The sequence below is a fragment of the Gilliamella sp. B14384G12 genome, assembly GCF_016101825.1.
Classification (GTDB): Bacteria; Pseudomonadota; Gammaproteobacteria; order Enterobacterales; family Orbaceae; genus Gilliamella; species Gilliamella apicola_N.
The window spans coordinates 392,778-406,051 of the sequence record NZ_JACFPU010000002.1; the positions used below are offsets into that span (position 1 = coordinate 392,778).

11 protein-coding genes and 3 tRNA genes are annotated in these 13,274 nt (G+C 34.1%); 3 read left to right on the forward strand and 11 right to left on the reverse strand.

Going from position 1 to position 13,274, the window contains the following annotated elements; translation table 11 throughout:
- Positions 1-193 precede the first annotated feature (193 nt).
- The 8 genes from H3S73_RS04335 to znuA all read right to left on the reverse strand — a co-directional run bounded on the left by H3S73_RS04335 (position 194) and on the right by znuA (position 9,214).
- A tRNA-Lys gene (locus H3S73_RS04335) sits at positions 194-269 on the reverse strand.
- A gap of 131 nt (positions 270-400) precedes the next feature.
- Entirely contained in the window at positions 401-1,174 is a 774-nt protein-coding gene (ybgF, locus tag H3S73_RS04340; protein ID WP_198228897.1) for a tol-pal system protein YbgF, read from the reverse strand.
- A 22-nt stretch (positions 1,175-1,196) separates the two neighbouring features.
- On the reverse strand, positions 1,197-1,682 hold the full coding sequence (gene pal, locus H3S73_RS04345; RefSeq protein WP_198228898.1) for a peptidoglycan-associated lipoprotein Pal: 486 nt from the start codon (positions 1,680-1,682) through the stop codon (positions 1,197-1,199).
- Between the two features lie 170 nt (positions 1,683-1,852).
- On the reverse strand, positions 1,853-3,148 hold the full coding sequence (gene tolB / locus H3S73_RS04350; RefSeq protein ID WP_370528607.1) for a Tol-Pal system beta propeller repeat protein TolB: 1,296 nt from the start codon (positions 3,146-3,148) through the stop codon (positions 1,853-1,855).
- Between the two features lie 427 nt (positions 3,149-3,575).
- On the reverse strand, positions 3,576-4,385 hold the full coding sequence (gene mutM, locus H3S73_RS04355; protein WP_198235678.1) for a bifunctional DNA-formamidopyrimidine glycosylase/DNA-(apurinic or apyrimidinic site) lyase: 810 nt from the start codon (positions 4,383-4,385) through the stop codon (positions 3,576-3,578).
- Positions 4,386-4,395: 10 nt separating this feature from the next.
- The gene (gene mrcB / locus H3S73_RS04360) at positions 4,396-6,729 is read right to left on the reverse strand and encodes a bifunctional glycosyl transferase/transpeptidase (protein ID WP_198228901.1); all 2,334 of its coding nucleotides are present in this window, start codon (positions 6,727-6,729) and stop codon (positions 4,396-4,398) included.
- 135 nt (positions 6,730-6,864) lie between these two features.
- Positions 6,865-8,226 (reverse strand): murein DD-endopeptidase MepM, encoded by a 1,362-nt coding sequence (mepM, locus tag H3S73_RS04365; RefSeq protein WP_198235679.1) that lies wholly within the window; start codon positions 8,224-8,226, stop codon positions 6,865-6,867.
- A gap of 28 nt (positions 8,227-8,254) precedes the next feature.
- A complete protein-coding gene (gene znuA, locus H3S73_RS04370; RefSeq protein WP_198235680.1) occupies positions 8,255-9,214 on the reverse strand; it encodes a zinc ABC transporter substrate-binding protein ZnuA in 960 nt (319 codons plus the stop codon).
- A 93-nt stretch (positions 9,215-9,307) separates the two neighbouring features.
- On the opposite strand from znuA, the gene znuC reads away from it, so the two are divergent.
- The 3 genes from znuC (at position 9,308) to H3S73_RS04385 (ending at position 12,529) form a co-directional block, all read left to right on the forward strand.
- Complete coding sequence (gene znuC, locus H3S73_RS04375) at positions 9,308-10,054, forward strand: zinc ABC transporter ATP-binding protein ZnuC (RefSeq protein WP_198235681.1); 747 nt, start codon at positions 9,308-9,310, stop codon at positions 10,052-10,054.
- Positions 10,055-10,085: 31 nt separating this feature from the next.
- Positions 10,086-10,886 (forward strand): zinc ABC transporter permease subunit ZnuB, encoded by an 801-nt coding sequence (znuB, locus tag H3S73_RS04380; RefSeq protein WP_198235682.1) that lies wholly within the window; start codon positions 10,086-10,088, stop codon positions 10,884-10,886.
- 119 nt (positions 10,887-11,005) lie between these two features.
- Positions 11,006-12,529, forward strand: coding sequence for a YifB family Mg chelatase-like AAA ATPase (locus tag H3S73_RS04385; protein WP_198235683.1), 1,524 nt, complete (start codon positions 11,006-11,008; stop codon positions 12,527-12,529).
- 5 nt (positions 12,530-12,534) lie between these two features.
- Here H3S73_RS04385 and H3S73_RS04390 read toward each other — a convergent pair whose 3' ends face one another.
- From H3S73_RS04390 to H3S73_RS04400, 3 genes are all read right to left on the reverse strand, one after another.
- On the reverse strand, positions 12,535-12,873 hold the full coding sequence (locus H3S73_RS04390) for a DUF413 domain-containing protein (RefSeq protein WP_039129930.1): 339 nt from the start codon (positions 12,871-12,873) through the stop codon (positions 12,535-12,537).
- Positions 12,874-13,004: 131 nt separating this feature from the next.
- Positions 13,005-13,080: transfer RNA gene (locus H3S73_RS04395), tRNA-Trp, on the reverse strand.
- Between the two features lie 8 nt (positions 13,081-13,088).
- A tRNA-Asp gene (locus tag H3S73_RS04400) sits at positions 13,089-13,165 on the reverse strand.
- Positions 13,166-13,274: the final 109 nt, after the last annotated feature.

Below are 13,274 nucleotides of genomic sequence, written 5' to 3' on the forward strand. Positions count from 1 at the left end.
AAGGATGAATGAAGATGATAGGAACTAATTTTGATTATTCGATACTTTTTGTACTTAATTAATCTCTGTGGAATTAAAAATATGTGTTATTCAAATTTATTAAAAATAAATTTTGACTAACATTAATGTTTTTTATCAAGTTAAGTGTATTAAGTTGAGACAGCTTTTATGATTTCAAAATGAAGAGAGAAGGTGGTGGGTCGTGAGCGATTCGAACGCTCGACAAACGGATTAAAAGTCCGCTGCTCTACCGACTGAGCTAACAACCCATATTGAACGAAATCTTTATGCTTAATAACTAGCGCTACAAGCGATTTCGGGTTGCTATAATACTTATAATTGCTAAGCAGCGCAACCCTTTTATTAGTATTTTAATTCAATAGCTGGTTATTTATACATTTTATTTAAGCGATGCTAATTTTTGCTTCGCAAGATCAACAACCTGTTTATCTTTAGCATATTTACTTATAACTTGTTGAAAAACAGTTTTAGCATTCTTTTTATCACCTTTATCCAATAAGATAGCTCCTACTTTATAAAGGCTATCTGCTGCTTTGGAAGAAGATGGATAATTTTTTACAACAGTAGCATAATAAAATGAAGCCTCATCGTTCTTTCCTTCCTTATAATAAAGTTGACCCAACCAATAATTAGCATTGGCTAAATAAGATGATTTTGGGTAATTCTTTATAAACTTTTGAAAGGCAGCTATTGTATCAGCATTTTGTTTATCATCATTAATAAATTGTACAATGAAATCATAATCAATTTTATCATTACCAGAATTTGTCCAACTTTGTAAATCTGATGGTGGTTGGTCATCAGTAGCAGAAGGTGGTAAAGATATACCCTCTCTGGATGAATTAGTATTAGAAGAGAGTCCTGAACCATTAACCAATTGCTGAAGAATCATTTTTTGACGTTCTATGGTCTGATTAAGCTGGTATTGAGTTTCTTCTAGTTGACCACGAAGTGTATCGACATCAGCTTGTAATTCAGTAATTTTCTGTTGACTTTCAACTAATAATTGACCTTGTGCTTGAATCGTTCTTTCTAAATCTGAACTTCTTGCAGCACAACCATAACTGTTAAATAGAAGAAATAAGAACAATATCAGTGCTTTTTTATACATATTATTATACTCAGCGTGAACTTGATAAATAAACGGCTGCATAAACAGCCGTTAAATAAACTAATTAGAAACCAGAGTATGTTATTACTGCACGACGGTTTCTAGAATAAGCTTCTTCGTCATGTCCTAATACAGCTGGTTTTTCTTTACCATAAGATACGATGTCCATTTGTCCGCCAGGAACACCATTACCTTGTAGATATGATTTAACTGCGCTCGCACGACGTTCACCTAATGCAATATTGTATTCTGGCGTACCACGTTCATCAGCATGACCTTCAATTACGACTTTAATATCTGGATTTGCACGCATGAAAACTGCATGATCATCTAATAATGTTGCAAACTCTTGTTTAACATTATATCTATCAAAATCAAAATATACGATGTTGATTTGTTGTAATTTACGAATTTGCTCTAAAACTCTTTGGGATGCATTAACGGTTGTAGTCCCACCTTGGTCAGTAGTGGTATTGTTTGATGAACATGCAGTAACTGCCATTAGTGGTAAAGCAACCGCAGCTACTTTAAGAAAATTAGAAAATTGCATTGTATTAACTCCTTTGTGTTTTAAAAAATATTACTTATATATTATATCTCTTACTAATTATAAAAATAACACAATTTATCAATTAGAAATTATAGCGTTATATATTATAACGCTATTACCTTTTGTACAATTTTAATATTCAGAATATAGAATAAATTTCAATCCTTTATTTATAAATATGGTGACCAAGCAGGAAATTTTACTTGCCCATCAGTAGCAGGTAGTCTAGCTTTAAAATTACCATCGGTTGAAACAAGATTCAAAATTGTGCCTAATCCTTGTGTTGAACTATAAATAATCATAGTTCCATTAGGTGCTATGCTTGGTGTTTCATCCAAAAATGAATCCGTCAATCGTTGATAAGTATTTGTTTCTGTATCATAACGTGTAATATGCTGTTCACCGTTATTTGTCGAAATCATTGCAATAAAAGAACCATCAGGAGCAACACGGGCATTTTGATTTTGTGTATTATCCCATGTTAAACGTTGGGTGCTTCCATCATTTATATTAATAGTATAAAGTTGAGGGCGACCAGCTTGGTCAGAAGTATAAACAATTGTTTGGCTATCTGGCATCCATGATGGCTCAGTATCATTGCTACGACCTGATGTAATTTGAGTTAATTTCTTTGAGTTTAAATCCATCATATATAAATTTAAACTTCCATCTTTGGATAATGCAAAAGCTAATTTACTGCCATCAGGAGAAAAAGCAGGGGCACCATTATGTTTTGGGAAAGCAGCAATTGTTTGAACAGCGCCGGTTTCTAATGATTTTACAACTAATGATGAACGACCACCTTCAAAAGTTACATAAGCAAGTTTTTTGCCATCCGGTGACCATGTAGGCGACATTAATGGTTCTTTAGAACGGTGGACAGTCATTTGATCATACCCATCGTAATCAGACACCCTTAATTCGTGTGTAAAAGGTCCCCTAGTAGTTTTAACCACATAAGCAATACGTGTTCTAAAAGCACCTTTTATGCCTGTTAGTGACTCAAAAATTTCATCACTTGCAGTATGCGCTGCATAACGAATCCAACGTTTATCAATCGAATATTGATTTTGTGCTAAAACTGCACCTGGACGAGTAACGGTATCAATTAATTGATAATTAATTAAATATTTCCCGGAAGCATCAGGTTGAATGGAACCAACAACCACAGCTGAAACACCAAGTTGATCCCAAACAGCAGGAGTAACTTCTGAAGCAGTGGTTGGCTTTTGTGGCATATTATTAACATCAATAGGATTAAATTTACCACTATTGCGTAAATCTGAAGCAACTATATCCTCAATATTTTGTGGAGGCTCACCCGATCCTGTCCACTTAAAAGGTACAACTGCTATCGGTTTGGCAGAACTAACGCCATCGGTGATAATAATGCGAACATCTGCATTAGCAATCATTGTATGAAATAAAACAGATAAAGTTATCAAAAAGCGACAAGCAAATTTGATCATCTTAAATTCCTTAATAAAAGCGAAATAAATTACATTAAAATCAATGCAAATTACAAACAACGCGATTGAAATATCTTTGGAGTTTAATATTTTATCACTAATTAATTAGCGCCACATATTAAACTTTATAAAAGATAAATACTTTTATCCCCCCCAAAAAGATATCCGATATCGCGTAACAAGTCTAGTCACTTCAAAGCAAAATATTTCAATTTACTTTTTGCTACATTCCAATAATTAGCTTTTCAGTTGGTAAACACTAATTAATTGAAAAATTGGTATGTACATTTATCTGAGTTGATGATGGTTTAAAGAAAGAAAATAGATGTTATTTATACAAATTTTAACTTAATTGAGCTTTCAATATTATGTTAACTTACATCGACTATTTTAGGTAATTACTCACATAAAAATAAACAATTCATTATTTTTGACATTGTTCACAATAAAACGTATTACGTTGTCCTATTCTTTGTGATTTTATTTCTGCATTACAAATATAGCATTTTTCACCGCCTCTACCATAAACTTGAAGTTCTTGAGCGAAATAGCCTGGTTTTCCATCTGATTGCAGAAAATCTTTAAGCGTGGTACCACCTTGTGTAATTGATTTAGTAAGTACTTGCTTAATAGCATTAACTAATCTCTCAAATTCCACTAATTGTATAGAATTGACTTTTCGATTGGGATTAATTTTTGCCATGAACAATGATTCTGAAGCATAAATATTGCCAACGCCAACCACAATATGATTATCCATAATCCAACTTTTAATGGGTATTTGTCGATTTTTTGCTTTTTCAAATAAATAGTTTGCTGAAAACTCATCACTCAAAGGTTCTGGTCCCAAATGTTGCAATTGGAATACATCATCGAGTGAATTAGCCCAAAGCCAAGATCCAAAACGTCTTGGGTCTGTGTAACGTAATATCACACCATTTTCTAAAACCAAATCAATATGGTCATGTTTTTCAGCTTCTTGATGATTTTTTAAAATGCGTAAACTACCTGACATTCCTAAATGAATTACTATCCAGTTATAAGACAATTGTAACAACAGATATTTCGCACGTCTTTGAATATCTAAAATAACTTGTCCTTGAGCATTCTTAATTGCATCATCAACTGGCCAACGCAATTTAGGCTGTCGAACAATTATTTGTTTAATAGTCTGACCTTTTAAATAAGGTAAAATACCACGACGACTTGTTTCGACTTCTGGTAATTCAGGCATAGAGTCCTACTTAGTTATTTAACATTTCAGATACCCAAGACGGTGCCGATTTATCTGACACCGATTGGTTACCGCCAGAACACAAACCTTGGGGATTAGCGGTCCATACAGGCAAAGTACGAACACCACTTCCACCACATTGCCACTGACCATTGCTATCAATTGGCATCATAAAAATATTTTGTGGCATAGGCAGTACTAATTTCTTAGGTGGATTATTCTGTAAATATTCACTATAAATTTTTAGCGCTCCCGTTGCTCCTGTTAATTTCATAGGAGAATGGTCATCAAGCCCAATCCAGATGACAGCAACATTTTTACCATCAATTCCTGTAAACCAACTATCTCGTGAATCGTTACTTGTCCCAGTTTTAGCAGCGAGTTTAAATGGTCCATATTTGGATTTTAATGAACGCGATGTACCTGATTCAACAACCTGCTGCATTGCATAAGTTGTTAAATAAGCGGACTGTGCTGACACAGCTTGTAGTTGCTGTGGATAACTTTGATAAACCAACTTTCCTTTATCCGTTAATACATATCGGAGAATAGTTAATGGCGAACGTTGGCCATTATTAGTAATAGTTTGAAACATTTGTGCTGTTTCTAATGGCGTTAATTCTAAAGCTCCAAGTAATCTTGATGGTAAATTAGGTATGCGATCTGCTGGTACACCTAATGCTTCTAAAGTATTTTTACTCGCATCAAGTCCTAATTCCATTCCTAGATTAACAGTCGGTACATTAAGTGAGAGCGCTAAAGCATCCACCAACATAACACGATCACGATATTTCCGATCAAAATTTTTCGGTTGCCAATAGCTTCCATTATCGACTTTAATTGACAGTGGATTATCATTAAGCCAACTATTTAGTTGATAATTATCTGGTTGCCCTAACGCAGTCAAATAGGTTGAAGGTTTAGCTAAAGACCCAATTGATCGTCTTGTTAACCATGCTCGATTGTAACCAGGATAACGTGGTTCAGCACTACCTATAATTGACCGTATTTCACCCGTTTCCCGACTAACAATGACCATTGCAGTTTGTAAATCTTTGTTCGTAGATTTACGTAATGATTCTATTTGATTGGTTACTGCTTGTTCGGCAGCTGCCTGAGCAACTGGATCAAAAGTAGTGAAGATCTTCATTCCTGACAGATGATCAGCTTTATCTCCTAACTGCTTTCTCAGTTCACTGCGTACAACTTGCATAAATGCAGGTTGAGGAGAAATGACGCCTCCTTTAGGTAATACAGAGAGTGGGCGCTGACTTAATAAGTTATATAACTCTTCATCAATAATACCTTGTTGTTGAGTAAGTTTTAAAACAATATTACGACGCTCAAGAACTTGTTTTGGTTGTGTCCAAGGATTATAAAGTGATGCGCCTTTTACCATTCCAACTAAAACAGCTTGCTGATCTAATGTAAGCTCATTAACAGGACGTCCAAAATAATACAGGCTAGCCAGCGGAAAACCATGAATCTCTTCACTACCTGCTTGTCCAAAATAGACTTCATTTAGATATAATTCTAAGATTCTTTCTTTGCTATATCGGGCATCTAAAATCAATGCCATATAAGCTTCGCGGATCTTTCTACTTAAGCTACGTTCATTAGTCAAAAAAAGATTTTTTACTGTTTGTTGCGTTAAGGTACTACCACCTTCCGTACGACCAGTCGTTAAATTAACAAAAATCGCACGTCCAATAGAGTATAAACTCACTCCATAATGATTATAAAAACGTTTATCTTCGGTGGCTATTAATGTTTGTATGAGTGAATCAGGAAATTCTTTTAACGGCACAAATAATCGCTGCTCGCCATTAGGAGAATGCAGCATAGTAATTAATTTAGGATCAATGCGTAGTAATCCAAAATCACGACCGGTATCTAAATTAGTGATACGATCAATATGATTTTCATAAAATGAAATTTTGACACGAAACGCTTTTTCTTCACCATCAGGGAAAGTAAAAGGTCGACGATAAATTTGTACTGTATCGTTAGTAACAATAAATTCGCCAGGGCGCGTTGCTTTGGTGTCTTGCTGTCGATATTGAGCCCCAACTAACATAGTGACTACATCACTTAAACTGTATTCACTATCTGGTTCAAGATCAATAATTTGACCATAAACTGCAGCTGGCAGTTCCCAAACATTACCATCAATACGTTCTTTGATTTGCTGGTCAAGATAGATACCATAAATTATAGCTACAGCAGCAAAAACTAGAAAGACTTTAAACAGAAACGACCAAAGCCGTCGCCATAAAGTCTTTTTCTTAACCTTTTTAGCGGATCGTTTTTTATTTGTTTTGGTTGTTTTTGTTGATTTATTCAAGCTACACCTAACATTTATTATTCAATCAAAATTAACCTTATAATAACATAATTTCTTAAGGATACCTTAACCTTCTTTTCGTTAAAAAGTTTCAGGAAATGGGTACGTTTTAGTATAAAATTAACCTTTAATTTTTTAAAAATTTAGCTGCGGGCGAATATCTTTAACTTTTGACAAAAATGCTTTTTTTGATTTACCAGTTAACCCTTCTGAAATAGGTAAACTTGCCGTTAAAGGATTAACAGGTTTATTATTAATATGTAACTCAAAGTGTAGATGAGGGCCTGTCGATCGCCCTGTATTGCCTGATAGGCCAATCTTATCACCTTGCTTAACTTGCTGACCAGGTTTTACCAATATTTTATCCAGATGCATATATGTTGTCATATACTGACGACCATGACGAATAGCAATATAGTTACCCGCAGAACCACTATACTTGGCAATAACCACTTCACCATTACCTACTGATAAAACAGGTGTTCCTCGGGATACGGCAAAGTCAACTCCATTATGAGGTGTAACAACACCAGTAACAGGATTTAAACGACGTGGGTTAAATCCTGACGATACACGAGCCTGTTTTTCAAGAGGATATCGAAAAAAACTTTGTGATAAGCTGCCGCCGTTAATATCATAGTATTGACCATCATCAGCTAAAATAGCATAATAATCTTTGCTACCATTTCTAATGCGAACACCGATTAATTGACTATTAGACAAGCGCTTACCATGTACTTCACGCGATAAAATTACCGAGAATTTGTCACCAACTTTTAAACGACGAAAATCTAAGCGCCATTGTAAGGCTCGAGTGATAACACCAATTTCACTACTCGTTAATCCACTTTTACGCGCATCAGCAATGAAACTGTTTTTTATATCCCCCTTTATAACTACTTCCTGTGGTATCACTTCTACAGTTTCAGAGCTTTCGATAAATTTATTGCCTGATTTTTCGTAAATTCTGATATTGTTACTGGATATTATCCAACTAAAACTTTGTAAATTATTGGAATCATCAGTCGTCCAACTAACTTGTTGACCAATTCTTAAATTGGCTAGCTGTTTAAAGTTAGTTGTTAATTGGTAAACATCCCTTCTATTGACGTTATACCTTAGTAAAATATCATGTAGAGTATCACCACGTGCAACAGTATATTGCACAGTATTACCCTTATCTTCAATAATGTCATCTAGCTCATCTTTAACTATTTCATCCTCAGGAACATCTGATGATTCAGTAACTTGATCTGTTTTTGACTTACCGCCAACAACTTCAATTCGACCATCTCCAACAATAACTGGAGAATTAATATTATCTATTACTGTCGTTTCAACTTGAGGAGTCAAAGGAACATATACCGTGCGATCCAAATTAAGTGGTCGCCATAATACGGTAAATGAGATAACCACAAGAAGAACACCTAATAGTGAAAAATAGGGAAAATTAGATTTATTCTTTTCAATATTAGGGGATTTAATCTTACTTGCCAAAATTAACCTTAACTATTTATTATCTACATTACTTTTTATCTAAACAATCCAACAGTTGCTGTGTTAATCTTAATAAAAATTGTGAATAGGCATTTTTGGATAAAGTGATATCTGTACCCAAGGGATTCAATTCGCCAATACGAACATCTGTTCCATTCACTATTTTTTCAATAACTGCAGGGCTAAACTGTGGCTCTCTAAATACACATACTGCTTGATGTTCTTTTAATTCTCGTTTGATAGCATAAACAGTTTGAACACCTGGCTGTACTGCTGGATTTATGGTAAAACTACCTAGATTTTTTAATCCGAACTGTGATTCAAAATACCCATAGGCATCATGAAAAACAAAATATCCGCTATTTTGTACGTTAATCAGTTTTTTTGCAATGTTTTGTTCTGTTTCAGCTAGTTTAACGGTGAATTCGTTTAAATTTTCATCAATAATATCTTTTTTGTTGGGATATATACTAATAAGTTTATCATGTACTGCTTGAGCAATCTCTTTGGCTATTTTTGGGGAAAGCCAAATATGCTCATCGAATTCACCATGATGATCATGATCAGAATCATTATTATGAGTATGGGTTTCATGTTGATCATGATTATTTGTACTGGTTCGTAGTAAACTTTTAATGGTAGGTATATCCATTAATTCTATTTGTTTGTCCTTATCAATATTTTTTAAAATGGTAGGCATGAATGTTTCCAAGTCCTCACCAACCCAAATAATCAATTCTGCGGTTTTTATTTTAGCTAAATCCGATGGTTTTAAAGAATATGTGTGCGGAGAAGTTCCATCAGGCAATAAAATATCAGTATTTGTTACACCATCAGAAATCGCTTGAGTTATAAAAGCAATAGGTTTTACAGAGGAAATAATGTTTGCATTAGCATCTAAAATAAACCCACTAATAATGAGCAATGGACTTAGCATTTTTAAGAATCGCAATAATCGATTAGATTTAATTCGTGCATTTTTTTTCACATTATTATCCTATGTTTATAAAATATGGTAGAATAGATCACATTATTGTTATAGTATAACATAACATATAGGTGAGCAAGGACTTACGTTAATATGACTCAGCTAATTTCGCTAAATAATGTTTCGGTTGAAATAAAACATCAAAAAATAATACATAATGTTTCGTTATCAATTAGCACAAATCAAATTGTAACGTTACTTGGTCCAAATGGTGCTGGTAAATCAACATTAGTTAAAGTTATTTTGGGATTAATGACTTATACATCAGGAAAGATCACTCGTTTAGCTAACTTAACAATTGGTTATGTTCCACAATCCATCAAACTTAATCCGACCTTACCCATTACTGTAAAGCGTTTTATGTGTTTGAATAAACAATTAAATAGTAAAAATGTTCTAAACATCCTATCTTTGGTAAAAGCAGAATATTTAATTGACAAATCAATGCATCAACTATCTGGCGGTGAACTGCAAAGAGTGCTACTTGCTCAGGCTTTAGCTAAACGCCCCCAATTATTAATCCTAGATGAACCGACGCAGGGGGTAGATGTTAATGGACAGGTTTTATTATATGATTTAATTAGTAATGCGAAAACACAGTTTAATTGTGGTGTTTTAATGGTTTCACATGATCTACATTTGGTAATGGCTAAAACAGATGAAGTCATCTGCTTAAATCATCATATTTGTTGTTCAGGAACGCCAGCTAGTGTCTCAAATGATCCAGAATTTATTTCTCTTTTTGGTCAACAAGGTGCATCTCAAATCGCTGTTTATAAACATCATCACAATCATCAACATGATTTATGTAAACACACTAATGAACAGAAAAATAATTAAATAATCTTACCTAAAATTGGAAAAAAAGATAATGATTGAGTTACTATTACCATCTTTATTAGCGGGTTTATTTTTAACTACAGTAACAGGTCCGTTAGGTACATTTGTTGTATGGAGAAGGATGTCATATTTTGGTGATACTTTATCACATGCAGCTTTACTCGGTATTGCATTTGGTTTTCTACTCAACATAAATTTGTTTTATGCTGTTATTTTTATAACACTTTTACTTGCTATAGGATTACTTTGGCTGGAATCTCAAAAGCAATTGCCAATTGATACCTTACTTGGTATTTTGGCTCACAGTGCATTATCACTAGGCCTAGTAGTTATTAGCTTAATGAAGAATATACGTATTGACTTGATGGGATACTTATTTGGCGATCTTCTATCTGTAACATATTCTGATCTTTTTCAAATTATTATTTGTGTAATGCTTATTGGCACTTTACTACTTTGGCAATGGAATAATTTTTTATTCATTACTGTTAGTGAAGAATTAGCATTTAGTAACGGTATTAATATACAATTCACAAAATTGCTTTTAACTCTATTATTAGCGTTTACAATAGGAATAGCAATGAAATTTGTAGGCGCACTGATTATCACATCGCTACTTATTATTCCTGCTGCAACAGCCAAATATTATTCAAAAACACCTGAATCTATGGCATTAATAGCAATAATTATCGGTATGTTATCTATTATTGGAGGATTATTATTTTCATTCATTTACGATACCCCGACAGGTCCATCCGTTGTATTAAGTAACACGTGTCTATTTTTTATATCATTATTTATTTCGAGATACTTGATTAGTGAAAAAGAGTAAATAACAGAAAAAATATCATATTTATTGCGAACAAAAACGCATAAATTTAATAATGAGATTTATGCATGACTTATTTATAAATAAAGTGATAATAAATTTAAATGTTAAAGATTAAAATTATGTCACTTGCAACTATTTTCACTCGCGCATCCATTGGAATACAAGCTCCACAAATAAATGTAGAAGTTCATATTAGTAATGGTTTACCTGGTTTTGTCCTAGTTGGTCTTCCTGAAGCAACTGTCAAAGAAGCAAAAGATCGTGTTAGAAGTGCAATCATTAATAGTGGATTTACTTTTCCTGCAAAAAAAATAACTGTCAATTTGTCACCAGCCGATCTCCCAAAAGAAGGCAGTCGTTTTGATTTACCTATTGCTATTGCAATTCTTGCTGCAACACAACAAATTCCCTCTAATAATTTATCTAAATATGAATTTTTAGGAGAGCTTGCTTTATCTGGAGAAATTAGAGCAGTTAAAGGTGCTATACCCGCTGCACTTTCATCCCAAAAAAAGCAGCGTTCGCTAATAATATCAGCAGAGAATCAATCAGAAATATCTTTAATACACCAAGGAAATACATTAATCACAAATAATTTAGTCGAGGTATGTCAACATTTGACACAAGAAATAAGCTTACCGTTAGTAGCTTATAGAGAATACCATAATGGTAATGGTACGTTAGCTAATTTGCAGGATATTATTGGGCAAGAGCATGCTAAAAGAGCATTGGAAATAGCGGCCGCTGGAGGTCATAATTTATTATTAATAGGCCCGCCTGGGACAGGTAAAACAATGTTAGCAACGCGGTTAACATCATTACTACCTCCATTATCTGATGCAGAAGCACTAGAAAGTGCAGCAATTACTAGTTTGGTTAGTTCAAATGGATCAATTCAAAATTGGCGTAAACGCCCTTTCAGATCGCCTCATCATAGTGCTTCAATTGCAGCATTGGTTGGAGGGGGATCAATACCTAAACCTGGTGAAATATCACTAGCTCATAATGGAGTGTTGTTTTTAGATGAACTTCCTGAATTTAATCGTAAAGTCCTTGATGCGTTAAGAGAACCTATTGAATCAGGTGAAATCATTATTTCAAGAGCAAATGCTAAAATAAAATTTCCAGCTAGGTTTCAACTTATAGCAGCAATGAATCCAAGTCCTACAGGACACTATCAAGGAACGCATAACAGAACGACTCCTCAACAAATCATTCGTTATCTAAATCGTCTGTCAGGACCTTTTTTAGATAGATTTGATATCTCTATTGAAGTTCCACTTTTACCTAAAGGAGCATTGCGTCAGAGAGCAATAAAGAGTGAATCTACTGAAATAGTAAAAGAAAGAGTTTTACGAGCCAGAAACATTCAAATGGAAAGAAATAAAAAATTAAATAGTCAACTAACCTCTAATGATATTCAACTTTATTGTCAATTATCTGATGAAGATAATGAGTATTTAGAACAAGCTTTGATAAAATTAGGGCTTTCAGCTAGAGCATGGCATAGAATATTGAAAGTATCCCGCACTATTGCAGATTTAGAGCTATCAGAAAACATAGAACGAAAACATCTTTCAGAAGCATTAAGTTATCGTTCTATGGATCGATTATTAATTCAATTACACAAAAATATTGGTTAAAAGAATTAGTCATCACTATCTACGAAATCATCATTAACATCAACTTGAGGCTTACCGCCTGATAATGTATGAAAACGTTTCGGCTTATTTATACGGGATAAGTATTTTAACCATGCTTTTTCTAAATCAGTAGAAGGTTCTTTTTTTCCTTTACACACTGCTACAAATGACTTTTCGTCTGCTGTAACAGGCTTTCTGGTTTCTGCATCAAGATCTCTAAAAGCACAACCATATTTTTCTAAAATTTGTGCTTCTTTAATTGTGAAATCTCCGTGGCGAGAGAATCCCCTTGGATAATTTTTATTATCAAAAAAACGTTGTTGACTTACAAAACTTTCAGCCATTTTATATCCTCTAGATTGTAAAAGTATTTGGGCGGGAATTATAATTCACTAACTTAATCTGTAAACAAAAATTTTTTATTTATGTTAGTAAAAGTTACCGAACGGCTAAAATTAGAACAAATCATCATTTTTGGCAGGGGCGGAGAGTCTCGAACTCCCAACACCCGGTTTTGGAGACCGGTGCTCTACCAATTGAACTACGCCCCTAAATAAGGTGGCGGAACGGACGGGGCTCGAACCCGCGACCCCCTGCGTGACAGGCAGGTATTCTAACCAACTGAACTACCGCTCCACCGAATTTGGTATGTATATATAAATTTAAAAGTCTGGCGGCTCCCTACTCTCACATGGGTAATACCCACACTACCATCGGCACTTCGGCGTTTCACTTCTGAGTTCGG